This is a genomic window from Filimonas lacunae (genome assembly GCF_002355595.1).
GTDB lineage: Bacteria > Bacteroidota > Bacteroidia > Chitinophagales > Chitinophagaceae > Filimonas > Filimonas lacunae.
This window is the reverse complement of sequence record NZ_AP017422.1, coordinates 2,894,363-2,918,577: the sequence shown is the minus strand read 5'-3', so window position 1 is coordinate 2,918,577 and position 24,215 is coordinate 2,894,363. Positions and strand designations below refer to the sequence as shown.

The 24,215-nt window shown below is 42.7% G+C and carries 19 protein-coding genes; 13 read left to right on the top strand and 6 right to left on the bottom strand.

What is annotated here, in order from left to right; genetic code table 11:
• Positions 1 to 22 precede the first annotated feature (22 nt).
• Both FLA_RS11585 and FLA_RS11580 read left to right on the top strand, forming a co-directional pair.
• Positions 23 to 2,062 carry a RagB/SusD family nutrient uptake outer membrane protein gene (locus FLA_RS11585; protein WP_076380654.1) on the top strand — a complete coding sequence of 680 codons (2,040 nt, stop codon included), beginning with the start codon at positions 23 to 25 and terminating at the stop codon, positions 2,060 to 2,062.
• An 89-nt stretch (positions 2,063 to 2,151) separates the two neighbouring features.
• On the top strand, positions 2,152 to 2,547 hold the full coding sequence (locus FLA_RS11580) for a hypothetical protein (RefSeq protein ID WP_076380653.1): 396 nt from the start codon (positions 2,152 to 2,154) through the stop codon (positions 2,545 to 2,547).
• Here FLA_RS11580 and FLA_RS11575 read toward each other — a convergent pair whose 3' ends face one another.
• Entirely contained in the window at positions 2,548 to 3,750 is a 1,203-nt protein-coding gene (locus tag FLA_RS11575) for an ATP-grasp domain-containing protein (RefSeq protein ID WP_076380652.1), read from the bottom strand.
• 160 nt (positions 3,751 to 3,910) lie between these two features.
• Here FLA_RS11575 and FLA_RS11570 point away from each other — a divergent pair, with 160 nt between their 5' ends.
• The 4 genes from FLA_RS11570 to FLA_RS11555 all read left to right on the top strand — a co-directional run bounded on the left by FLA_RS11570 (position 3,911) and on the right by FLA_RS11555 (position 8,542).
• The gene (locus FLA_RS11570; protein WP_076380651.1) at positions 3,911 to 4,804 is read left to right on the top strand and encodes a DUF4349 domain-containing protein; all 894 of its coding nucleotides are present in this window, start codon (positions 3,911 to 3,913) and stop codon (positions 4,802 to 4,804) included.
• Positions 4,805 to 4,831: 27 nt separating this feature from the next.
• Positions 4,832 to 5,521 carry an SIR2 family NAD-dependent protein deacylase gene (locus tag FLA_RS11565; protein ID WP_076380650.1) on the top strand — a complete coding sequence of 230 codons (690 nt, stop codon included), beginning with the start codon at positions 4,832 to 4,834 and terminating at the stop codon, positions 5,519 to 5,521.
• Positions 5,522 to 5,602: 81 nt separating this feature from the next.
• Positions 5,603 to 7,240: a DUF1800 domain-containing protein gene (locus FLA_RS11560; protein ID WP_076380649.1), complete on the top strand. Its 1,638-nt coding sequence runs from the start codon at positions 5,603 to 5,605 to the stop codon at positions 7,238 to 7,240.
• Positions 7,241 to 7,258: 18 nt separating this feature from the next.
• Entirely contained in the window at positions 7,259 to 8,542 is a 1,284-nt protein-coding gene (locus tag FLA_RS11555) for a DUF1501 domain-containing protein (protein ID WP_076380648.1), read from the top strand.
• 5 nt (positions 8,543 to 8,547) lie between these two features.
• On the opposite strand, the gene FLA_RS11550 is transcribed toward FLA_RS11555, so the two are convergent.
• Positions 8,548 to 9,867, bottom strand: coding sequence for a saccharopine dehydrogenase C-terminal domain-containing protein (locus FLA_RS11550; protein WP_076380647.1), 1,320 nt, complete (start codon positions 9,865 to 9,867; stop codon positions 8,548 to 8,550).
• Between the two features lie 54 nt (positions 9,868 to 9,921).
• Entirely contained in the window at positions 9,922 to 11,289 is a 1,368-nt protein-coding gene (locus FLA_RS11545; protein ID WP_076380646.1) for a hypothetical protein, read from the bottom strand.
• A 125-nt stretch (positions 11,290 to 11,414) separates the two neighbouring features.
• Here FLA_RS11545 and gyrA point away from each other — a divergent pair, with 125 nt between their 5' ends.
• The 3 genes from gyrA to FLA_RS11530 all read left to right on the top strand — a co-directional run bounded on the left by gyrA (position 11,415) and on the right by FLA_RS11530 (position 16,131).
• Complete coding sequence (gyrA, locus tag FLA_RS11540) at positions 11,415 to 14,027, top strand: DNA gyrase subunit A (RefSeq protein ID WP_084206364.1); 2,613 nt, start codon at positions 11,415 to 11,417, stop codon at positions 14,025 to 14,027.
• Positions 14,028 to 14,061: 34 nt separating this feature from the next.
• Entirely contained in the window at positions 14,062 to 15,375 is a 1,314-nt protein-coding gene (locus FLA_RS11535) for a hypothetical protein (RefSeq protein WP_096510936.1), read from the top strand.
• A 330-nt stretch (positions 15,376 to 15,705) separates the two neighbouring features.
• Positions 15,706 to 16,131 (top strand): response regulator, encoded by a 426-nt coding sequence (locus tag FLA_RS11530; RefSeq protein WP_076380644.1) that lies wholly within the window; start codon positions 15,706 to 15,708, stop codon positions 16,129 to 16,131.
• On the opposite strand, the gene FLA_RS11525 is transcribed toward FLA_RS11530, so the two are convergent.
• The 3 genes from FLA_RS11525 to FLA_RS11515 form a co-directional block, all read right to left on the bottom strand.
• Positions 16,128 to 17,705 carry a sensor histidine kinase gene (locus FLA_RS11525; RefSeq protein WP_076380643.1) on the bottom strand — a complete coding sequence of 526 codons (1,578 nt, stop codon included), beginning with the start codon at positions 17,703 to 17,705 and terminating at the stop codon, positions 16,128 to 16,130. The two genes, FLA_RS11530 and FLA_RS11525, sit on opposite strands and share 4 nt — an antisense overlap.
• A gap of 180 nt (positions 17,706 to 17,885) precedes the next feature.
• Positions 17,886 to 18,332 carry a c-type cytochrome gene (locus FLA_RS11520; RefSeq protein WP_076380642.1) on the bottom strand — a complete coding sequence of 149 codons (447 nt, stop codon included), beginning with the start codon at positions 18,330 to 18,332 and terminating at the stop codon, positions 17,886 to 17,888.
• Between the two features lie 54 nt (positions 18,333 to 18,386).
• Entirely contained in the window at positions 18,387 to 18,884 is a 498-nt protein-coding gene (locus tag FLA_RS11515) for a DinB family protein (RefSeq protein ID WP_076380641.1), read from the bottom strand.
• A gap of 118 nt (positions 18,885 to 19,002) precedes the next feature.
• On the opposite strand from FLA_RS11515, the gene FLA_RS11510 reads away from it, so the two are divergent.
• The 4 genes from FLA_RS11510 (at position 19,003) to egtB (ending at position 24,201) form a co-directional block, all read left to right on the top strand.
• Positions 19,003 to 20,388 (top strand): mercuric reductase, encoded by a 1,386-nt coding sequence (locus FLA_RS11510; protein ID WP_076380640.1) that lies wholly within the window; start codon positions 19,003 to 19,005, stop codon positions 20,386 to 20,388.
• A gap of 115 nt (positions 20,389 to 20,503) precedes the next feature.
• On the top strand, positions 20,504 to 21,478 hold the full coding sequence (locus tag FLA_RS11505; protein WP_076380639.1) for an ABC transporter ATP-binding protein: 975 nt from the start codon (positions 20,504 to 20,506) through the stop codon (positions 21,476 to 21,478).
• The gene (locus FLA_RS11500) at positions 21,471 to 23,048 is read left to right on the top strand and encodes an ABC transporter permease/substrate-binding protein (RefSeq protein ID WP_076380638.1); all 1,578 of its coding nucleotides are present in this window, start codon (positions 21,471 to 21,473) and stop codon (positions 23,046 to 23,048) included. The genes FLA_RS11505 and FLA_RS11500 overlap by 8 nt, the downstream gene beginning before the upstream one ends.
• 7 nt (positions 23,049 to 23,055) lie before the next feature.
• On the top strand, positions 23,056 to 24,201 hold the full coding sequence (gene egtB, locus FLA_RS11495; protein ID WP_076380637.1) for an ergothioneine biosynthesis protein EgtB: 1,146 nt from the start codon (positions 23,056 to 23,058) through the stop codon (positions 24,199 to 24,201).
• Positions 24,202 to 24,215: the final 14 nt, after the last annotated feature.

Genomic DNA, 24,215 nt, shown 5'->3' with positions numbered 1-24,215 from the left:
TCGTATACTGTAAACATTCGTTATGAAAAAGCATATCATTATATATACATCATTATTGCTGCTCATATTCAGCGCCTGTAAAAAGTTTGTAAAGGAAGAGCTGGTAAGTACACTTACCTACGATTATTATAAAACAGACCAGGGGCTGGAAGACCTGGTAAAATCTGCTTACGTGCCTACACGTTTTAAGTTTGAGAACGAGCAGTGTTATGCCCTATTTAACTTTGGCACAGATGAATTCAGACTGGGCGATCAATTCAACTACAGCTTTTACAATACCTACGACCAGGCATCATTAAACCCTGCTCAGGGCTTTGTAAATGATTTATGGACTAACAACTACAATGGCATTAACATCTGTAACCTAGGCATAGCCTACATACCTGCCTACAACAACCCGGCTTCCAAAACACTGGCAACCGAAGCTGCTAAAAATCAGCGGGTGGCAGAACTGAGGTTTTTACGCGGTTATTACTATTTTCAATTAGTGCAACAGTTTGGCAGCGTTCCGTTGGTAGTACAATCAGCATCATCAGGCAGAAGCGATTTTACAAAAGAAACAGTAGCCAATGTATACAAACAGATCATTGCCGACCTGCAGTTTGCTTCACAAACCTTAACAGTCACAGTATCAGAAGCCGGCCGTGCCACCAAAGGAGCTGCCAACCATTTCCTGGCTAAAGCATACTTAACACGGGGTAGCGCTGTTACCGATCAACGCGGCCAGCAATCTACCGACATGGATAGCGCGATTTACTATGCCGAGCTGGTCATTAATTCAGGCACTTATGTATTAGAAGCAGACTATCTGAATTTATGGAAAGGAGTATATCCCAAAGGTTATCCTAAAGTAGCCGTAACAGCCACTATTAATGCAGATGGCGATCCACCATACAACACCAACTACCAAAGTACGGTTGCAGCAGGCGACTATGCCGAGTTTCAAACAGCGCAGGCCAGCAAGGAAATCATCTTTGCAGCACAGTTCAGTAATGTACTCAACTTAAATGGAGCCAGCGGCACCGGCGGCAACCGGGCGCATCTCTTTTACGTGATGCAGTACGATGCCGGTATTCCCGGGCTGGTAAGAACCACAGACAACTTTAATATGCGTCCATACCGCCGCCTGCGTCCTACAGATTATACTATAGACCTGTTCGACCGTAAAAACGATTCCCGTTTTTACAAAATATTCCGCACAGCCTACTATCGTAATAACGGAACCTCTGCCACAGCCAATAATGCCGTAGCCAAGTGGACAGCCACCGATGCACCCAGCGCAGCCTTAATAGGCAAACCTCGTTACACCAATGGCGATACGGCAGCCTTTTTTATCGTTAACAACAAAACAACCACACTTACCAGTGCCGACCTCGCCAACACCAACCGTTTCAGGTATGTAACTTTTGCACGTTATTACAAAAATGCATCTGGTGTATTAACCGAAGGCTTTAGCGATAACAAGTACCTTACATTGGTAAAACATCTTGACCCCGTAAGAGCCACCCCCAACTATAATGAAGAAAAGGGAGTAAGAAATGGCATACTGGCACGCTTTGCCGAAACCTATCTGATTGCCGCAGAAGCGTATGGCCGAAAAGCTAATTACTCCAGGGCACTGGATTATATTAACATAGTGAGAAGAAGAGCCGCTTACCATGCCGGCGAATTTAAAAACCCCGCTACCTGGATATTTGACGGTAGTACTAAAGATGATGTAAACAGCACAGAAGCCAACCTGCAGGCCACTACCGACCTGTTTACTTCCAATGCCGCCAGTGAACAATATCCATCTACTGTATCCAGCACTGCAGACCGTTTTATTCATTTTATGCTCAATGAACGCACCCGCGAACTATGCGGAGAATTTTACCGCTGGGAAGATCTGGTACGTACAGAAACGCTTGTAAGCAGAACCAAACAGTTTAACCTGGATGCCACTTTTATTGATGATCACTTCAAACTTCGTCCCATACCATCGCTGCAAATAGATGCAACAACTATCGGTGGGCAGCCGATGACTGACGATCAGAAAAAAGCCTATCAAAACCCTGGCTACTAATCATTGAATACAGACCGATAATAGAAAAAGGTGTGTTACCAACCGTAACACACCTTTTTTATACTACTTTTACGCCCCAGAATTCAAGCATGAAACATTCACAATCAATAGGAATAATAGCAGCGTTAGCTTTAATAGGAGTTTGTTTTTTACCCTGGAGCTATATTCCCGGTTTGCAGGCAACCCTAACCGGCATGAACACCGGCGTTACCCATTTTGGACGCCCTGGCCTGTTAACCATGGTATTAGCTGCTCTATCCGCTGTCCTGTTCCTGATTCCTAAAATATGGGCTAAAAGAACCAATGTGGTGATAAGTGCTGTTGGCATTTCCTGGGCTGTTCGTAATTTTTTATTGCTCTCAGCCTGTTTAATGGGAGATTGTCCCGAAAAAAGAGCCGGACTGTATCTTATCCTGCTTTTATCTTTTGTGGTATTATTAATGAGCTTCTTTCCTAAATTGGATGTAAACAAAAAAGAAGACTAGTTAGTCTTCTTCAAAAAAAGCAAGGCTGCCACCCACCCAGGTTTCCCGTTTGTTATAGCTTACCCCAATCATTTTACCTTTACTAAGGCGTGCCAGGTTATGCGTGGCAACAGGTCGCGCTTTTCCTTCTTCCCAGAAATAAAACACACGAATCTCTGTTTTAGCTGGTCCGTCCGGCGTTTCAATAACAGGAGCATACTCCACCTTTCTTTGCAGTATCCAGTTATGCCGGTCTGTAATACGCTTGATCATCTCCGCCGTTACATCTATTTCCACACCTCTTCCCGAAAAGGAAAATAAGGGCTTTAATACATATTGATCAAGGTTATCAGGGATAGCTAGTAAATCACTTAAAAAAGAGGTAGCCGGGATATAAGGATGCTGTAAATAGGGGAGCGTGAATTTACTCACCCGGTAAAACCAGTCAGGATGTGGTATCCATTCTACTTCCAGCTGCTCATGCAAAAGAGCGCCTTTAGCCTTTACTTCCGGTAGCTGTTGCTCCAGCTCGTCGAAGATAAGGCGGTTATAAATGCGCTTTACCCGAACAGGCTGGCCGTTCTCATTCGTATAATACAACCGGTTTCCTTCCGAATACAATGCTGTAAGGCATACAGGCTTTATACCCGTATAATGCTGCGTACAATAAAAATCAATACGGGTTTTCTGACGATGCGGAAACAGGTCCAGCAAAATCACTTCTTCCGGTTGGCAGCTACCTAATATAATATTACGCAGAAGTTGCAAATAACTTTCTTCTGTGTGCCCGTTCAGGTAAGTAGTTAAAGTACCAGGAATAGCATATACCTTTTGTGCAGCTGCCGCCATATAACTTTGAAAACCAAATAAGCTGGGAAAGCCTTGCATCTCTATCAATTGCGGCTCTGGCAAACCATCTGCGCCCAGGCAAACACCAAAGTCAAACACCATAAAATGCGAGTAAGGCTGGCTACCCGGAATGTTCCATTCAGCAGGAATAGCCGCATCAGTAATGGCAGTAAAGTTGTCCTGCGTTATCACATCAATAATGGCTTCACAGGCATCCAGCATTTTATGTTTAAAATCGCGTCCCACAAACACCGGCGTTTCTGCCACCCGAAATTCTATAGCACCCGGGTACTGGCTGTCTAATGCCTGGAGGTATTGTTGGTATAAACTTTCTGAATAATTCCTGTTAAACCATTGCCTGTATTCCTTAATCATAACTGCACACTTATAAAGCGGGAAGATAAATACTTTCTTTTAATTCTATTTTCTTTAACAATACCACTTGGTTACTTAACACCCTGTTTGGTAATAAATAGATGCAGGCCTGCTAACAACAAAACATCTACTTAAACACACACCAAACCTACAATCATTTATGAAACAGTATATCTATTTCATGGCTATAATAGCCTTGCTGGCAATGTCATGCGGACAGGGAGAGTTACAAAAAGAAGCAGCGTCCGATTCAACAGGCACTGGCATCAACATAGGCAACATACAGGAATTATCTGCCAGTGACACCCTGCCATACAACGATTCTGTTACCGTGTTACAGTCAGGCGGCGCGCCCATAATAGCTGCCGACTGGGATAAGAAACTGGTTAAAACTGCCCACTTAAATCTGGAATTACATAACTACGACAGCTTTGACTATGCGTTACATCATCAGCTGAAAAGCTTTGGCGCTTATATAGCTTCCGAAAAACAGGAAAGAACAGAAAGTACTGTACAAAACACGCTCACGATAAAAGTTCCTGTGGCGCAGTTTGAAAGCCTGCTGGGTAGTTTAAACGGACGTGGCATTCTTGTGAAGGAAAAGGAGATCACAGCCGAAGATGTAACCACCAGTATTATCGACACCAAAGCCCGCACAGAAGCTAAAAAAATAGTACGTGCACGCTACCTGGAACTGATGAAAGAAAGTAGAAAAATGGATGATGTACTTACCATACAGGATCAACTCAACAACGTACAGCAAACCATAGAAAACAATACCGGCCATGTAAACCAGCTGGAGCAGCAGGCAGCTTACAGCACCATTAACCTGAGCTACTATCAGCCCAACGTTATCACCGACGTACAACCTGACCAGCCTGGTTATGGATGGCAGTTGTTCACGTCCTTTACCAACGGTTTATCCATTATAGGTAATGTACTCCTTTTTATAGTTGCCATATGGCCATTCGCCATCATAGGCATAGTTGCATGGCTATATTTTAGCAAAAGAAGAAACCATTTGAAAACGCAAAAATCAATACAAGATGCGTAGATTTAAGCTCAGGAACAATTACAGAATATGACGAAGAAGAAACTGGTAATATTAACAGGGGCAGGCATCAGTGCAGAAAGCGGTTTAAAAACTTTTAGAGATAACGGTGGCTTATGGGAAGGTCACAAACCACAGGAAGTAGCCAACCCACGCGCCTGGCAACGCAACCCCAAAATGGTACTTGATTTTTATAATTTCCGTAGAAGCGAAGTATTAAAAGTACAACCCAACGCGGCTCATATTGGTCTTGCTGAATTGCAGGACCAATATGACATGCAGATCATCACCCAAAACGTAGATGACCTGCATGAAAGAGCCGGCAGCAGAAACGTATTGCACCTGCACGGCGAGATATTTAAAATGCGCAGCGTACGCAACGAAAACAAAATTTACGATATCACCGGCGATATAAACTTGGGAGATAAAGCGGAAGATGGCGGCCAGCTAAGACCACATATCGTTTGGTTTGAGGAACCCGTGCCATTGATAACCAAAGCAGCAGAAATAACCAGCGAAGCCGACATTTTCGTAGTAATAGGCACTTCATTAGTAGTGTATCCTGCCGCAGGCTTATTAGACTACACACAACCCGGTATTCCCGTATTCATATTAGATAAATCAATACCAGAACATCGTTCTGGTATCAGAATTACCACAATAGAAGCCCCGGCCACGGAAGGCATAGAACAATTAAAAACTTTATTGGCAGCTTTATAATAATCTCCCATTAAACCTGTTGCATGTCTCCCTGTCAAACCCCTTGACAAGACAAGGCTCACTTAAAGGAAAGAATATAGTATGGCATATACTCATGCAAAGTATGCTCAATCAAAAACACCACCAGTGAATAGTGGTTTGAAACCATTTAAAGGAAAATGGACAGAAGCAGAAGCCCGGCATCTGTTAAAACGAACCCAGTTTGGAGCAAAACCAGCTGATGTAAAAGACTTTGCCCGGCTGTCAGTAGCACAATGTGTATCAATACTCATCAACACTGCGGAACCAGCACCATTACCACCGGTAAATGATTACAACGATATCAACTTTACTGATCCGGACGTGCCCGCAGGCGAAACATGGGTAAATGTGGTGAAATCTGTTGGCACACAAAACTTCAAAAGACAGAATTCCTTAAAGATATGGTGGACAGGGCAGATGCTGTTCCAGTCCAGAACCATCCGGGAAAAAATGGTAGTTTTCTTGCATAACCATTTTGTTACAGAAACACGGATAGTAGGCAGTTATATGGCCTACCAATACAATGCCCTGTTACGGGATCATGCATTGGGTAATTTTAAAACCCTGGTGAAACAGATAAGCATTAATGCAGCCATGCTTCGCTATCTGAATGGTGCCCAAAACACAAAAAAAGCGCCAGACGAAAACTATGCACGGGAGTTACAGGAACTATTTACAGTGGGCAAAGGCCCCGGGTCGCATTACACAGAAGCAGATGTAAAAGCAGCCGCAAAAGTATTAACAGGATATACCATTAATAACACAACCGGCACTTATCAGTTTGTTCCTGATAAACATGATGAAGGAGATAAATCCTTTTCTGCCTTTTATAATAATCATGTGATCCATGGGCGTAAAGGTAAAGAAGGTGAGCAGGAACTGGACGAACTCCTTGATATGATTTTTGCGAAGGAAGAAGTATCCTGCTTCATATGCCGCAAGCTGTACCGCTTTTTTGTATATCATCATATAGACGAACATACAGAAAAGAACATCATTGTTCCACTGGCCCAAACCTTCCGAAAAAGCAATTATGAAATAAAACCGGTGTTACAACAACTGTTACAAAGCACTCATTTTTATGATATGGCCAACAGGGGAGGTATTATAAAAAGTCCGCTGGATTTTGCTGCTGGCATGTACAGAGAATTTGACATCCAATTATCTAAAGACATAGATATAGTCAGCAAATCCCGGATAGTGCAACGCATCTATCAATTTGCGGCCACCACCCAGCAGAATATCGGCGACCCTCCCAATGTAGCAGGTTGGCCTTCCTGGTACCAGGAGCCCTTGTACGATAAGCTTTGGATCAATTCAGACACCTATCCCAAAAGAAGCAGGTTTGCCATATCTGTGATACAACAGGGCATTAATTTCCAGGAAAATTGTATTGCCCGGGTAGACATTATTGAGTTTGCCAAAAAGACATCTGATCCGTCGCAGCCAGATGTACTTATTAATGATTCAATTCAATTGCTATATCCCTGTAACCTTTCAGAAACGGAAAGAACCCAGATAAAGAATTCTATTTTATTGACTAACATGCAGGGCAATATGGGCGATCATTACTGGACACAGGCCTGGCTGCAAATGTTGCAAAAGCCGGACGACAAAACCATTCGCAATAATGTATTGAACAGGTTAAACAATTTATATAAATACCTGGTAAGCTTGCCACAGTATCAATTATGCTAATTTTATAACCGTGAACAAATGAAAAGAAGAGACTTTTTAAAAAATACAGCCGCTGGTGTACTGTTACCTTATCTTTTAAATGGCTTTTCATTAAAAGCATTCGCTGGCACCTCACTGATGCATGCTGCCAGTTATGGTGCTGATAACGATCATATATTAGTATTGGTACAACTAAGTGGTGGCAACGATGGCTTAAACACGGTGATCCCCATCAGTCAATACAGTGCTTACCAGGCAGCCAGAAGCAATATTGCACTTCCCGAAAACAAGCTGCTCTCTCTTTCCGGAACAGAACAAACCGGCCTTCATCCTGCTATGGCCTCTATGCATCAATTAATGAAAGAAGGCAAAGCCGGTATTATACAGGCAGTAGGATACCCTCAACCCAATTTTTCACATTTCAGATCGTCAGACATATGGATGACAGGCTCTGATTCCGCTAAAATAATTACCACTGGCTGGGCAGGTCGTTATCTGGACCAGGTATATCCCGAATTTCCGGAAAAATACCCCAGTACAGTTATGCCTGATCCCTTGGCCATACAAGTAGGTTCTATTGTTTCAGAAACATTTATGGGGCCAGCTTATAATATGGGCTTGGCAATTAGTAATCCAACCTCTTTCTATAACCTGGTGGAAGGTAAAAGCGAAATAGATAAATCGACCCGCCTGGGCGAACAATTGGATTATCTGCAAAACGTAAGCGTTAAAACAGACCAATATTCCACTGTTATTAAAACAGCAGCCACTAAAGTTCCCAAACAATACAGCCAATATCCTGCGCAAGGAACCAATGCACTGGCCGACCAGTTAAAAATTGTAGCCCGCCTTATTGCAGGTGGCTTACAAACTAAAATCTACCTGGTAAGCCTGGGCGGGTTTGACATACATTCAAGCCAGGTGATCAGCAAAGACACCACCACTGGTACACATGCTGTGGTATTAAAAAAATTGTCTGATGCAGTGTATGCTTTTATGAAAGACCTTGACTATTTAAAAGTAGGGGATAAAGTAATGGGCGTAACCTTTTCCGAATTCGGACGCAGGATTCGCTCTAATGCCAGTGGCGGAACAGACCATGGAGCTGCAGCCCCGGTATTTTATTTTGGCAACAAGGTAAAAGGCACTATTGTTGGTAAAAATCCAACCTTGCCGGAACATGCTACTGAAAATGATAACATAGCCATGCAGCACGATTTCAGAAGCTTGTATGCCACTTTACTACAACAATGGCTCAAACTGTCACCTGCACAATCAGAACAGGTACTTTATGGTAAATTTCCGTTATTACCCATAGTATAAAACAGCTACGATAATAATTCAACCTCCTCAGTAAAACGTATCCCTTCTGTTTCCAGTTCGCTCAAAACAGGATGGTATATAACAGGAGATAAGGGAATATGTAAACCGGTTAAGCGAATAACTCCTTCCAATATCAATTTAGCAGCAATACCCAGCGGTAAACCTACCGTTTGGGCCATGGCTGTATAACTGTCATCTTTACCTTCAACTACTAAATAGCTTTTTGCGCGGAATGACTGGTTCTGTATTGTATATTTCAGCTCATGCATCATTACCACCAGATCTTTATCATCAGGTAATAAGGGCAGCCTTGTTTCCAGCAGCCATTGCAACACATCTGCAGCGCTGCAAAGTCCCTTGTTAATAAGTGTATTATTGTCGTTCAGTCCCAGATACACCAGCTGATTATATATTATGGTATCCGGCTTCAATTCATAAGCTGAATCAATGTGCAGGCTGCTGAAATGTTGGAGAAAGAATCCCTGAATGCTAAGCCCATCTGTAGCATACACTTTTTCTTCATTTGTAAGCTGCCAGTCCACTATAAAACGCCAGCCTATGCAAAAATGAGGATGCCGCAAAGTGGTTCTTACAAACGTATGCGCCTTTTGCAAATCATATAGCCCGATATAAGAAAGAGAATCCCGGTTAGGGTAACATACATAAGATTGAAAATGTGGGATAGATACCGTTTCGTTCTTTGCAAAAAGCGAAGAATAGGGTACACTTACTATTTCATTATTTTGTTTGTAGACCGCACCGGATTTACCTGCCATTACCACATTACGTGGATTCCAGCTTATTTTATAATGCCAGGGGTTGGTGTCATTTTCAGGGGCAACCAGCCCTCCACAATGTGATTGAAAAGAGCTGATAATGCCCTGTTGCGTGTGAATAGAATGGATAAGCCGCCCTGCACTCATGTGATCGATACCAGGATCTAAACCCATTTCACATAAAAACAACAAGTCGTTTTGCTCAATAGCCGGCTGCAAAGCCCGCATACTATCATCTATATAAGAAGCTGTAAGCAAATGTTTTTTGAACGAAACACAATCGCGGGCGATAATAATATGCAAAGCAGGTGGCATTAAAGAAATAACCAGGTCGCTTTCCTGGATGTAAGCTACTCTTTCCGTCTCATTTTCCAGGTTAATAATTGCACCTTTTACCAGCGGGTAATTGCCCATGATCTTTTCCTGTATGCTACCGGCGTTGCCATCTACAATAGTTACCCGCCACTGCAATTGCTGAGATAACCGTAATAAATATTGAATAAGTACAGTTGCCGATTTGCCCGCACCAAAAAGTAAAATGTGTTTCATACTTTAAGATACACCTGTTATCCTGAAACAAACACATAACAGGCAGGCTATTTATTATTCAGCAATCAGGTAAACACCTTTCTTTTCAATACTTAAAAGAGCCACTTTATAATCTACACGTTGCCCGTTTTTAGCCATAGGGGCGTTCAGCACCACTTCGTCCTGTGCAGAAAGATTGTTTACATATAAAGTTTCGCCTTTTTTAAACTTGCCATTGCTATCATAATATTGCAGGTCCAGCACCACCAGGTCTACCGGGATATTACTTTTATTGTTTACATGCAAACGCACCTGCTTATTATTGTTATCCATTTGCTCTACCTCATCCCTTACCGAAACATAATCGGTGATCTTGTTTTTACTGGCAACAGTAACAGGAGCGTAGTTTTGGGAAACAGAAACGGTAGCAGGCCCATCGGTCGTTTTAGTAACAGGCGTACTATTATGATAAACCGCCTGTGTTACAGGTGCACCAGTAACATTCTGAACAGGCTTAGTCCATTTACCTTTATTAGCAGGCAGTGTGGCAACAGCAGCAGTAAGCACTGTTTTTTTAGTGACAGCGGCCACAGTGGTAGCCACCCGCTTACCAGTATTAACAGTAAAAGGAGGTGTAACAGTAGTAACCCGGTTTTGAGTAGCCGGTATTGTATTAGCAACAGTTCGCATTTCCGGAACTGCTTCCGGTTGGGTCGGGGCCGGCTCGTTAACAGAAGGCTGCAAAACAGCCGGTTCAGCTGCAGGAGTAGAAACACGTTCTTTTACCGGCTCAGTGGTATTAATCGTTTCCAGCTTATGCTGGTTGTTCCAGCTGCTACCAATCCAGATGCCGGCAGCCAGTACCGGAAACAATCCAACCAGCAGGGCATAACGAGCAAAACTGGCTTTTAAACCAGAATGTTTTCTACCCAATACAGTTTGGCTATACCGTTCTTTTATGATATCCAGCGATTCGCTGTATTTTGTTTGAGGAACCATCTTTTCATCCTGCAGTTCGCTATTGCCTACAATTTGGGAAACAACAAGAGGAACAGTCGGCTGATGAGGTGTTATTGGTGCCATAGAAGGAATAGCCGTTTTTTCCTGGGGTATAACAGGCATTTCCTGCAACAGGATTGCAGTCGGCGTAACAGCTTTCTCTATCGCCGGTGTTATATTTTCATCAATTTTCCGCCAATCAGCCTTAATTCTAAACCGAGGTTTGCCGGGTTTGGCCGTTTTCCGGTAAAAACGGTCGTAAGGCTGTTCCTCCACAGCAGGAGCAAAATCTGCCATTTCCGGCAATTCTCCAGGATATCGCCAGGCAGCACTTTTGCCCTCTACCCAAATAAGGTCGTATGCTTTTAGCCCCATCACTCTTAATTGTTCCACATTATAGGGTCCTGTTTCCTTATTGTTCCGTAATAGACGATAAGTACTCATAAATAAGCCTGTTTGTATATATAATGCACTTGTCGTGCCTTTTATTGTGAACAATCAGTTAACATAAAAAATAGCTATCTTCGCCGATCGGTTTCTATAACATAAAATCTACAGAAGCACATTCAATGATGGACGAGAATTTATTGCCACAAGAAACAAGCGATAATGACCGCATTATCCTGGTGAATATTGAAGAACAGATGAAAACGGCCTACATAGATTATTCTATGTCGGTTATTGTGGGCCGTGCGTTACCCGATGTAAGAGATGGCTTTAAGCCGGTACACCGCCGGGTGTTATTTGCCATGAATGAGTTGGGAAACCATAGTAACAAGCCTTATAAAAAATCTGCCCGTATTGTAGGGGAGGTAATGGGTAAATATCACCCGCACGGTGATAGCGCCATTTACGACACCCTGGTACGTATGGCCCAGGAATGGAGCCTGAGATATACACTGATTGATGGTCAGGGTAACTTTGGCAACCAGGATGGTGATGATGCGGCGGCTATGCGTTATACAGAGGCCCGTCTGGAAAAAGTAGCAGAAAGCATGCTGCTGGATATTGAAAAGGAAACTGTTGACTTCCAACCTAACTTCGATGATTCACTCGAAGAACCAACCGTATTACCAACCCGGATACCCAATTTGCTGGTAAACGGCAGTAGTGGTATTGCCGTAGGTATGGCTACTAACATGCTGCCCCACAACCTGGGCGAAGTAGTTGATGGCTGTGTGGCTTATATAGAAAACAAAGAAATTACCGCTGAAGAGCTTACACAATATGTAAAAGCGCCCGATTTTCCTACCGGAGGTATCATATTTGGTATGGAAGGCGTAAAACAAGGCTTTTTAACAGGCCGTGGCCGCGTAGTACTAAGAGGTAAGTGCACGGTTGAAACCAAAGACAGTGGTCGTGAACAAATCATCATTACCGATGTGCCTTACCAGGTAAACCGTGATGCATTAACAGATCGCATTGGTCAATTAGTTACTGAGAAAATTGTAGAGGGTATAGCCCATGTGAACAATGAAAGCAACATGCGTGAAGGTACCCGTGTGGTAGTAACTTTAAAAAGAGACGCAGTTGCACAAGTTGTTATAAATCAGCTTTTTAAATACACAGAATTACAAACCAGTTACGGTATTAATAACGTAGCAATTGTAAGAGGCCGTCCTAGAATTCTGCATCTCAGAGACCTGATCAGTGAGTTTGTTGAGTTTAGAATGGAAGTGGTTATTCGCCGTGCCAAATATGAATTAAGGAAGGCCCGTGAACGCGCCCATATTTTACAAGGTTACCTGATTGCGCTTGATCATCTGGATGAAGTGATTGCATTAATTCGCAATTCTTCTACACCTGATATAGCCAAAGACGCGTTAGTAACAGCAGGCTGGGGCATTGATGAAATTCAAGCCAAAGCCATCCTGGAATTACGTTTACAGCGTTTAACAGGCATGGAAAGAGATAAGATTAAGGCAGAATATGACGAACTGATGGCGTTGATTAACCGTTTGGAAGAATTGTTAGGCAACGAAGCTTTACGTTATGACCTGATCAAAACAGAATTATTAGAGGTTAAAGAGAAATTTGGCGATAAGCGTAAGACAGAGATTCAATACATGGCAGATGAAATGCGTATTGAAGACCTGATTGAAGAAGAAAACGTGGTAATTACTATTTCTCATCTGGGTTATATTAAACGCACTTCAGCAACAGAATACCGTCAGCAACGCAGAGGCGGCAGAGGCGCAGTAGGTAGCAAAACAAGGCAGGAAGATTATGTAGAACACCTGTTTGTGGCATCTACCCATGATAACATGATGTTCTTTACCGAAAAAGGCCGTTGTTATTGGTTGAAAGTGTATGAAATTCCAGAGGGAGAAAAGCAAGGCAAAGGTCGTGCTATTCAAAACCTGATTCAGATCCCAACAGATGATAAGGTAAGAACCATTATTAATGTTAAAAATCTGGCTGATAAAGAGTTTGTAAACAGTCATTACATTATCCTGTGTACCAAGAAAGGTATTATTAAAAAGACCTTACTGGAAGAATTCAGCAGGCCACGGGCTAATGGCGTGAATGCTATTAATATTGTAGAAGGTGACCAGTTACTGGAAGCCAGAATGACTGATGGTAACAACGACATTCTGATGGCTATTAAAAGCGGCCGTGCTATCCGTTTCCCGGAAGATAAAGTTCGTACTACAGGCCGTGGAGCAATAGGCGTTACCGGAATTGAGGTTGACGACGAGAATGATGAGGTTATTGGCATGATATGTGTCTCAAAAGAGACCGCTAAAACCGTATTAGTAGTAAGCGAGAAAGGCTATGGTAAAAGAACGCCAGTGGATGAATACCGTATCACCAACCGCGGTGGTAAAGGGGTAAAAACCATCAGCATTACCGAAAAAACCGGTCACCTCGTAGGAATTGTAGATGTGGAAGAAAAAGAAGATCTTATCATTACCTGTAAATCAGGCATCACCCTTCGTACTGCCATAAACAGCATCAAAGAAGCTGGCAGGGCAACACAAGGCGTGAAACTGATTAAACTGGATGAAACAGATGAGATTGCTGCTATATCTAAAATTGAAGAGGAAGAAGTAGTAGCTGCCACTGAAGAAAACGGCGAAAACGGCGTATCCGAAAATGGAGAAGCTGCAAGTGGCGAAATCGAAAATGGTGGTGCAGAAGAAAATAGCAATCCGGCAGAAACGGAAGAGTCAACAGATTAATACCCAACATTAAAAAAATGATGTGTTTATGAACATGAAAAACCTACTGTTAGCAGTAAGTATGATGATCGCTGGCAAGGCAGTTGTGGCACAAAAACTGGATGAGCCCAACAAGCTGTTGTTGTTAAGCAAATATGAAGATGCAAAGAAAGAAATAGACAAAACCTTCACTGATCCTAAAGCATCCGAAAACCCGGAAGCTTTGTTGTTAAAGTCGAAGATTTATGCAGAGTTATACCTGGATAGCGCTTTAAGAGCCAAATATCCCGACGCAGGCGATCAGACTTACGACGCTTTGAAGAAATATATCGCTAAGGATGCCACTTTAAAGTCGTTGAAAGAAAACAATGGTATGCGTGCAGTAAGTATCATTTACTCTACCAAGTTTAACGAAGGCCGTAAATATTTTACTGAAAGCAAATGGGAAGATGCTTTAAACAGCTTCGTTATTGCGGAAGACATGGGCGATTTTATTTCTAAAAATGGCTTGGGTAATAATAAACAAAACATCGACACCTTTACTGTGGTATACGCTGGTTATGCAGCGCAAAACGCTAAAAACACAGAAAAGGCAATGCATTACTACACAAAATTTGCTGCTGAAAAAATAGGTGGTAAAGATTTTGTAGAAATCTACCGTTATATCCTGAACGTAGAGCTGGACACTAAAAATGCTACTGAATTTGGTAAATACCTGGCTTTAGCCAAGCAATTATATCCAAACGAAAGCACTCTGTGGAATGCTTACGAAATGGAATTCATGACCAAAAATGCTGGCCTTAGCCAAATGCTGGCTAAGTACAAAGAAGCAGATCCTAGCGGCAAATTAACTTCTAAAGACTACGTTACTTATGCAGAATACTTTGCAAACGTTCCAAAAGAAGAATTAAGCAAACTGGATAGTGCTGAGCAGTTTAACGTAAAATCATTAGCTTCTGAAGCTTTTGGAAAAGCGTTTAACGGCGAACAAAACGGTGTATACGCGTTTAACTCTGGTGTACTGTTGTACCAACAGTTCAACACCATGGAAGACGCGTTTTTAGCTTTAAGAGGTGAAGGCGCTGCTTTAAAAGCAAAACGCGACACTGTGCAAAAGCAACAAACAGCTTTAGCTGACAAATCCATTGAATGGATGGAAAAAGCTTACAACATCTTAAAAGCTAAAACTGACAGGGAAAGAGTAGAAACTTCATGTTTAAGCAAAAGCGTGGATTTCCTGGCTAACCTGTACCAGTGGAAAAGAGACAAAGCCCGCGGTAAAAACGTACAGGACTATGACAAATTCGACGCTAAATACAAGCAATACGATTCAGAGCATGGCATGTACACCACGCCAAAACAACAATAGATTTCCTCTATAAAGAGAAAAAAGAGCATCAGAAATGATGCTCTTTTTTTATTCTGATTCTCCAGCTGGTACTTGTGTGGAGTAAGGGTAGTTTCAGGATAATTTGCAAGAACCCGACAGGGATGTATAGTAACAGAAAAAGGATAACTATAAAGTGTTAGATAGAGATTTGATAAAATAGAAGGAAGCAAAACTTAACATAATATTAATTATGAAAAGAAACAGGAAATAATAAGGAGAGGAGTACGCTGAACAAAATGAACAGCCAAAGCTTACAGATGATTTATAACTTGCTGTTAAACAACATTTCTTGTACAACAATTGTTGCCCATGAAGCAAAAATTACACTCTATACTACTGATTGATGATGATGATGCTACCAACTTTATAAACTCCTTCCTTCTTAAGCAGCTGGATATTACCGAGCAAATTACTATTAAAGACAACGCTGCTGCCGCACTGGATTTTTTACAAACCGGTATACAGGAAATGCAAATACCGGACTTAATTTTTCTGGATATTAATATGCCTGGTATGAACGGCTGGGAATTCCTGGAGCAATTTCAGGCCAGATTTTCTACAAGAAAACTGCATACAGTCATCGTAATGCTCACAACATCCGCCAATCCTGATGATGCAGAAAAAGCTGCCACTTATCCGGAAATTGCTGCCTTTAAAACCAAACCGCTGGACAAAACTAAAATAAGTGAAATTCTACGTCTGCATTTTCCTCAACTGTTCCGCGAAGCCGTTTAGGCTACCGGAACAACATTTTCAGTTTTGGATAGCTGAATCGTAAAGCAAAAACAACTTCCCAAGCCCTCAGTAGAATCTTCTACCCAGATACTGCCATTGTGCAACCCTGCAATTTTAGCACAATGCGCCAGACCAATTCCGGTTCCGTCATATTTAGAACGGTTATGCAGACGTTGGAAAATGATAAATATCTTATCCTGATACTCCATAGGAATGCCAATTCCGTTATCCCTCACGCAAAATTTCCAGCCCGTAGCTATTTTTTCGGCGCTAATATCTATGCGTGGAATATTACCTGGCTGCTGGAATTTTATGGCATTTACAATCAGGTTCTGAAATAACAATTTCAGTTCTAACGGATAAGCTAACAAAACTGGTAAATCGTGTGTGTCTATTTTTACCTGTTTTTCTTCAATAAGCCTGCCGATGTCACTCATAATTTCAAACACTACCATATTGGTGTCTACCAATTCAATAGTTCTGTCCCGGCCAATACGACTATAATCCAGCAAGGCTTTGGTTAAATTTTGCATCCTCGTAGCAGCTTCACTGATAAAATCCAGATACTGCTTTTGCTCATCGTTGATGGTCAATCCGTATTCATTCTCATACATTTCCACCAGGCTGGTCATTGTCCGTAAAGGTTCCTGCAAGTCATGACTGGCCACATAAGCTAACTGCTGTAATTCTTTGTTTTTCAGTTCGGTATCACGAATATGTCCTGCTAGTTTTTCTGCCATGTTATTATAGGCAGTGGCCACCAGGCCAATTTCATCTTTCGAATACACCTTTGCACGCCTGTTCCAATGCCCCTTGGCAAAAGCTTTAGACGCTTCAATAATGCCCGCCAATCCCTTTTGAAGCCCTCTGTTCACATAAATCGCAATCAGTAAACCCGAAATTTCTACAGTAAGCGCTATACCAAATAGCATCTTCAGCACAAAATGCTCCAGCCATCTCGATCCGGCACCCAGCGCATAGGAAAACCCATTCTCTTTTTCGGTAATACTCATATTGATCGGCTCTATGCGTTCCAGCAGCATACGAATGGTATCTTCCGCCGGCAGGGATTCATTAATTTCTTTGTGTATTTGCTCACTGATATGAATCAACTCTGTTAAAGCTGCTTCTGCTTCCGTCCAGGCATTTACCGCTTTACTAATATAAGAGTTACTGTGAAAACGGCGCATCAGCTTTACCATACCATCAATATCATCCTCATGCACGCCACCAGCCATAAAAGCCTTCCGGATCACCTCCATATCAGGTTCAACTTTCATCATTTCCCGCCGGGCAATGCCATCACTTAGCGGAATCTGTAAATGCGATTTAAATTTTTGATAATCTACTTCGTTACGGCTAACACCATATTGTAACAAGTGATACACGGCATCTTTCTGACCTTTCGACCATAAACCTTCGCCACCCACATAACCACGAAGCGCAGAAAGTGTACTTATGGAAAAGAAAAGAGCAAACAGTTCCAGGCCAATGAGCATGGCCATAATACCTACAGTGAAATAAAGTTTCTTGGCAATGGAAATATCCGCGAAACGCTTTAATAATGAAGTCATTATTCTACAAAATAGTTATACGCTGCCATGATTTAAGACTATTGCTGAGATAGCGATAAAACATGCGGCAACTGAAATGGTTGCTTTATTAAACGTATAACAGTTTGTCCGTTATACGTGGTTTTTCGGTAGAATAATCAGAAAGTAAACTGTGCTAACAAATATATGAGTTTATTACTACTAAGGCTGCTTTTTCAAACTGCCGCGGGTGCCCGTAGTATCATACGTATGAGTAGAATCCAACGAGAAAATATAAAGGATCATTTCCCGTGCATCTGCATTGGACAAATTGGGATGTGCTGTCATTTGTTCATCACCCCAGATACCTTTACTGCCACTGATAATGCTGCGGCTTAGATTACTCACCACACCATCCAGATGTTGATATTTCTGAGCAATAATTTTAAAGGCTGGCCCCTTTACCACACTGTCTACCGCATGACAGGTAAAGCAGTCATTAGCCGTAATCAGTCGCGCGCCATTCCTAAACTCCTCAGGCACTATGTTAGCAGCAGTGTTAATAAGGCTTTCAGTGGCATTATGGCTACCGGTAGCTCCGGAGTTTCCCGAATTACAAGCCACAAAAAACAGCAGTAAAGCCAGTATATAGCATGAGTACTTTTTCATAAGGTTCTATTTTAAATATGATTTCATAAACATTCTACATTCAAAAACATATACTTATTCCCAATTATTCAGCAGCCGTCTCAACACAATAATCTGCCCTATATGGTACGAGGTATGATCAGCAATCAGCATGGCCTCCCGGAAAAGATTCTGCCCGTTATCCGCATGCTCAAAAGGAGAAAACAAATCTGCATCTTTCACTTCCAGTAAAGCGACAAAAGCATTTCTGTCACTTTGGATAGACTGTAATGTTTTTTCCCATTTTTTTACGTCAGGAGCAGCTTCTTGGGGCCAATATTCATCAGGCCATTGGGGTGATACATGATGCGGGTTACGGCTAAATTCCAGTATATCCCATTGGGTAATACGAATGTGTTCTGTCAATTGCCAGATGCTATAGGGGAGATTGACAGGCTTCTCCCCTCTTAGTTTAGGTGGTAAATTATCCAGCGCCTTTTCCAGACTTATATGTGCATTACCTCCATTCAATAGCTGTTTAAGATTATGTACAATTGTTTGCTGAACCGGGGTTGGATGATGAATCGTCTTCATAAGTTATACTTTTATGTAATAAGATGTAAATAAAATGATGCCATGAAGTATAATCTGCTCACAAAGCGAATGGTATGTATTTTGACCATGATTGCTTTTTAATTCAAATGACTCCCATATGAAAACACTGGATGCTATTGTAATTGGCGCTGGCCAGGGTGGCACTCCGCTGGCAAAAAAGCTGGCAAAAGCAGGTTATAAAACTTTATTGGTAGAAAAAAGATGGGTGGGTGGTACTTGCATCAACGATGGTTGCACGCCCACTAAAAATATGATTGCACATGCAGCTATAGCCCAACGGGTAAGAAAAAGCGAGCAATGGGGTATACATACACCCGGCATGAGCATTGACTTCGAAACCATATGGCAGCATAAAAATAAGATTGTCAATCAATTCCGCGATTCATCTGTACGGGGAGTAGAAGCTACTGAAGGCCTGGAACTTCTTATAGGGGAAGCATCCTTTATCGGACATAAAGCCATACAGGTAAAAACACCGGATGGACAAACAGAAACCTACCAGGCAGAAAGTATCTACATCAATGCAGGAGCCAGGCCAGCGATTCCCGAGATAACCGGCTTATCCGTTACCCCTTACCTCACCTCTACTACCCTGCTAGAATTGCCACAGATTCCGGCACACCTTGTTATACTGGGTGGAAGCTATATCGCCCTGGAAATGGCGCAGCTGTTTAGCCGTTTAGGCAGCCGGGTAAGTATCATAGAACGTTCTCCTTACTTATTACCCAAAGAGGACGCAGACATTTCAGCTTGTATTAAAGATATACTTCGTGATGAAGGAATTGCAGTATATACCCACGCCAACGTACACAATGTTGAAAAACATATTACAGGTGGAGTAGCCGTGTTCCTGGATAAAAAACATCATCCCGAAATAATATTAGGCAGCCATTTGTTACTGGCATTAGGTCGTACACCCAACACAGACACACTGTGTACACAAATGACCAGACTAGATATTGATAATGAAGGATTTATAAAGATCAATTCCAATTTACAAACCAACATTTCCGGCATTTATGCATTGGGAGATATTAAAGGAGGTCCGGCCTTTACACATGTCTCCTACAATGATTATGTAATTATACTTCGCAACTTACTGGAAAATAAAGGATTAAATACAAATAACCGGATAATACCTTATTGTATGTTTACCGATCCGCAATTAGGCCGGGTAGGCATTACAGAAAAGGAAGCCCGCACCCAAAATCTGCCCATAAATGTTTATACCCTCCCTATGACCAAAGTAGCCCGAGCTATAGAATCAGGTCAAACCCAGGGAATAATGAAAGCGGTAGTTCATAAAGAAACAGGTAAGATTTTAGGAGCCACTATTATCGGGGAACAAGGAGGTGAAACCATTACCGTATTGCAAATGGCCATGTTGGCCGGCATGACCTGTGAAGATCTGCGTTACCAGATGTTTGCACATCCGCTGTATGCAGAATCTGTCAACAACCTCTTTATGCAGGAGCCGCAATAGACAAAACCGGCTTTATGCTATATGTTTAGCGGGTATTTGTTTCTACACATTGCCCGCATTGACAAAAGTTTGCTATTATTATGAATCCGGTCACATATTTGACCTGTAAAAGTCTATGGTTTCTCTTTCCCAGGTAACAAAACGTTTTGAAAACGACCATCTTGCAGTGGATTCGCTTTCCCTGACTGTTAAAGAAGGGGAAACAATGGTTCTATTAGGCACCAGCGGATGTGGCAAAACCACTACACTGCGCATGATCAATCGTCTTATCCAACCCGATGCCGGTGAAATTCACATTCACAACAAGCCCATATCAGCCATTCCACCTGCAGAACTACGTAAAGGCATTGGTTATGTAATGCAACAACCAGGTTTGTTTCCGCATTACACCATTGAGCAAAATATAGGCATCGTGCCTACATTGCTCGGCTGGAAATCCAAAGATATACAACAAAGGGTACACACACTGATGAACCAACTTCACTTACCTGTTGCCAACTATGCACATAAATATGCCCATGAACTCAGCGGTGGACAGCAACAACGTGTGGGACTGGCCAGGGCTATGGCTGGCAATCCATCCATATTATTAATGGACGAACCCTTTGGCGCACTTGATCCAGCTACCCGGCTACATGTTCGTAATGATTTTATGGAATTGGAAGCATCCACAAAAAAAACGATAATAATGGTAACCCATGATATGGAAGAAGCCTTTTGCATGGGCAACCGCATATGCCTGATGCACGAAGGCAAAATAGTGCAGCTAGGCACGCCCGCCGAATTGCTGTTTGCTCCGGCAAACGATTTTGTCCGAAGCTTTTTCGATAGCCACCGTACACTATTGGAGTGGCAGGTAATTCCACTGAAAAACATTGAGAAGTGGCTGCCATTACAAACTGATAATGAACAAGATAACATCCCTGTTATTTCCAGCAGCGACAGTTGCTGGAAAGCATTGGAATGGCTAACACAAGGCCAGGAAAAGTTGCTCATAAAAACAGGAAACAACTGTTGCGTCGTTGATAAAACACACATCATTGACGCCATTCATCATTTTAAAACGGAGTACAAAACAACACATGGATGAACAACTTTCCTTATGGGCTTTTGTGCAACAGCAGAAAACTAAAATCCTGGAGCAAACCGTAATGCATATAGGCCTTACAGCCGTAGCATTACTGCTAGCCATTATTGCTGGTGTTGTTTTAGGTATACTGATAAGCAGAAAACCCAAACTCGCCGGCGCCACACTGGGCATTGCCGGCGTACTACAAACCGTACCCAGCATTGCCCTGCTCGGTTTTATGATTCCTTTACTGGGCATAGGAGCCAAACCAGCCATTGCCGCCTTGTTCCTTTATGCACTGTTGCCCATCATCCGTAACACCTATACCGGCCTTACTTCTATAAATGCTGCTGTGCTGGAATCAGCCTATGCAGTTGGCATGACCAATCGCCAGGTATTATGGAAAGTACAACTTCCACTGGCCATGCCCGTAATACTGGCAGGCATAAGAACAGCCACTGTAATTACCGTAGGCGTAGCCACCCTTGCAGCATATATAGCCGCCGGTGGCCTGGGCGAGTTTATATTTGGGGGCATTGCACTCAACAATAAAAACATGATACTCGCAGGGGCTATTCCAGCCGCCTTGTTAGCCCTGTTATTGGATTGGTTGCTTTCCCGTGTGCAGCGACTTAACATGAAAAAAATGCGCTATGTGACATTCTCTATGCCCCTGGTCATCATACTGTTATCCCTGCTTTACCTGGCTCCGGCAACCGCATCCGGCAAACTGCTGGTAGGGTTTACTCCCGAATTCATGGGTCGCTATGATGGCTATTTAGGACTGCGCAAAGTGTACGGTATGGATGTACGCACCGTGGTTATCAACGACATGATCATGTACAAAGCGGCAGGCGAAAAACAGCTGGACGTTATCAGCGGCAGCACCACTGATGGCAGAGTGCAAGCCTACGACCTGGTTGCTTTGGCAGACGACAAACACATCTTTCCTCCATATTATGCCGCCCCGCTGGTCAACAAAACCACGTTAGAGCGTTATCCGACGCTGGAACCGGTACTCAATAAACTGGCTGGCAAAATCAACGACTCATTGATGACTGCCATGAATTACCGGGTAGACTACAAAAAAGAAGACCCGGAAAAAGTAGCCAAAGACTTTTTAATCACTTCCGGATTATACCGCCCAGCCGCCGGCCAAAGGAATGGCCAGGTGATCATAGGAGCTAAAATGTTTGGGGATGGTTATGTATTGGCTCCCATGTACAAAATGTTGATTGAAGGCTACACGCAGCTCGAAGCTGTTACCAAAACAGGACTGGGAGGAACCCAGATTTGTTTTGATGCTTTAGTCAATCACCAGATAGATCTGTATCCCGAATACACAGGAACCGGCCTGCTGGTATTACTAAAAACACCTCCCGCTATTTCCGACAGCCTGATGCCTTATCCTGATAAAGTATATAATTACGTAGCCCGTGAATTTTCGGCACGTTTTGGGTTACAATGGATGCAGCCGGTTGGGTTTAATAATACCTATGCTTTAATGATGCGAAGACAACAAAGTTACTTTTTAGGTGTTCGTACAATAAGCGATCTGAAGAATTATCTCGACAAACAAAGAATGTTATAATAGACCTATGCAATTGCTAAACGAGTACAAAAAGGTGAGGGATCGGTCTGCCTTTATTTGCAGGCCCCTCAAAACAGAAGATTATGTGGTGCAACCCGTGGTAGATGTAAGTCCCCCCAAATGGCACCTGGGCCATACCACCTGGTTTTTTGAAACATTTCTGCTGATGCCCCATTGCGAAGGCTACCAGGTATTTGATGCAGACTACAACTTCGTGTTCAACAGCTATTACGAATCGGTAGGCAAAAGAGTCATCCGAACAGACCGGGGCAATTTAAGCCGTCCTTCCGTATCTGATATTTATAGCTACCGCGAATACGTAGATGCCGCCATGGAGCAGTGGCTTACCTATGAGCTATCGCCCGAATTAACCCAACTGGTGCTGCTGGGTCTGAACCATGAAGAACAACATCAGGAACTCTTATATACTGATATTAAATACATACTGGGCCATAATCCATTAATGCCTGCCTACGGCGAAGGCCCACAATTAGCCAGTATAAATAATACCAAAGAGCCCATCTCCATCAAAGCCGGTATTTACGAAATCGGCCACACAGGAGAAGGCTTCTCTTTTGACAATGAACTAGGCCGCCATAAAGTATACCTACAGGACTTTACTATTTTATCAGGGCCTGAAACCAATGCCGACTTTCTCGCTTTTATTGAGAGTGGAGGTTACCAGGATTTTCGGTACTGGCATTCAGAAGGCTGGGATTGGGTACAGAAAAACCAGGTAAAAGCCCCCATGTACTGGCATTGGCTGGATGGCGAATGGCAATACTATACCTGGCAAGGTTTGCAACCTTTACATGCACACGAGCCGGTAGTACATATCAGTTACTACGAAGCAGCTGCCTATGCAGCCTGGAAAGGTATGCGATTACCTACCGAGTTTGAATGGGAAATAGCTGCCACTCAATTTAATTGGGGCCGTCGATGGGAATGGACCGAAAGCGCTTACCTGCCCTATCCGGGTTTTGTAAAAGCGCCGGGAGCCATCGGAGAGTATAACGGAAAATTTATGGTAAATCAGATGGTACTGCGTGGAAGTTCTGATGTAACTCCACCCGGACACAGCCGTATCACCTACAGAAACTTTTTTCATCCACACCTGCGCTGGCAGTTTACCGGCGTAAGGCTTGCCCAATAATACACTTTAAAAAC

What these genes read in the sequence shown, in the direction of transcription:
- FLA_RS11585 (WP_076380654.1), top strand. Translation starts at nt 23, where the DNA reads ATGAAAAAGCATATCATTATATATACATCATTATTGCTGCTCATATTC.
- FLA_RS11580 (WP_076380653.1), top strand. Translation starts at nt 2,152, where the DNA reads ATGAAACATTCACAATCAATAGGAATAATAGCAGCGTTAGCTTTAATA.
- FLA_RS11575 (WP_076380652.1), bottom strand. Translation starts at nt 3,750, where the DNA reads ATGATTAAGGAATACAGGCAATGGTTTAACAGGAATTATTCAGAAAGT.
- FLA_RS11570 (WP_076380651.1), top strand. Translation starts at nt 3,911, where the DNA reads ATGAAACAGTATATCTATTTCATGGCTATAATAGCCTTGCTGGCAATG.
- FLA_RS11565 (WP_076380650.1), top strand. Translation starts at nt 4,832, where the DNA reads ATGACGAAGAAGAAACTGGTAATATTAACAGGGGCAGGCATCAGTGCA.
- FLA_RS11560 (WP_076380649.1), top strand. Translation starts at nt 5,603, where the DNA reads ATGGCATATACTCATGCAAAGTATGCTCAATCAAAAACACCACCAGTG.
- FLA_RS11555 (WP_076380648.1), top strand. Translation starts at nt 7,259, where the DNA reads ATGAAAAGAAGAGACTTTTTAAAAAATACAGCCGCTGGTGTACTGTTA.
- FLA_RS11550 (WP_076380647.1), bottom strand. Translation starts at nt 9,867, where the DNA reads ATGAAACACATTTTACTTTTTGGTGCGGGCAAATCGGCAACTGTACTT.
- FLA_RS11545 (WP_076380646.1), bottom strand. Translation starts at nt 11,289, where the DNA reads ATGAGTACTTATCGTCTATTACGGAACAATAAGGAAACAGGACCCTAT.
- gyrA (WP_084206364.1), top strand. Translation starts at nt 11,415, where the DNA reads ATGATGGACGAGAATTTATTGCCACAAGAAACAAGCGATAATGACCGC.
- FLA_RS11535 (WP_096510936.1), top strand. Translation starts at nt 14,062, where the DNA reads ATGAAAAACCTACTGTTAGCAGTAAGTATGATGATCGCTGGCAAGGCA.
- FLA_RS11530 (WP_076380644.1), top strand. Translation starts at nt 15,706, where the DNA reads ATGAAGCAAAAATTACACTCTATACTACTGATTGATGATGATGATGCT.
- FLA_RS11525 (WP_076380643.1), bottom strand. Translation starts at nt 17,705, where the DNA reads ATGACTTCATTATTAAAGCGTTTCGCGGATATTTCCATTGCCAAGAAA.
- FLA_RS11520 (WP_076380642.1), bottom strand. Translation starts at nt 18,332, where the DNA reads ATGAAAAAGTACTCATGCTATATACTGGCTTTACTGCTGTTTTTTGTG.
- FLA_RS11515 (WP_076380641.1), bottom strand. Translation starts at nt 18,884, where the DNA reads ATGAAGACGATTCATCATCCAACCCCGGTTCAGCAAACAATTGTACAT.
- FLA_RS11510 (WP_076380640.1), top strand. Translation starts at nt 19,003, where the DNA reads ATGAAAACACTGGATGCTATTGTAATTGGCGCTGGCCAGGGTGGCACT.
- FLA_RS11505 (WP_076380639.1), top strand. Translation starts at nt 20,504, where the DNA reads ATGGTTTCTCTTTCCCAGGTAACAAAACGTTTTGAAAACGACCATCTT.
- FLA_RS11500 (WP_076380638.1), top strand. Translation starts at nt 21,471, where the DNA reads ATGGATGAACAACTTTCCTTATGGGCTTTTGTGCAACAGCAGAAAACT.
- egtB (WP_076380637.1), top strand. Translation starts at nt 23,056, where the DNA reads ATGCAATTGCTAAACGAGTACAAAAAGGTGAGGGATCGGTCTGCCTTT.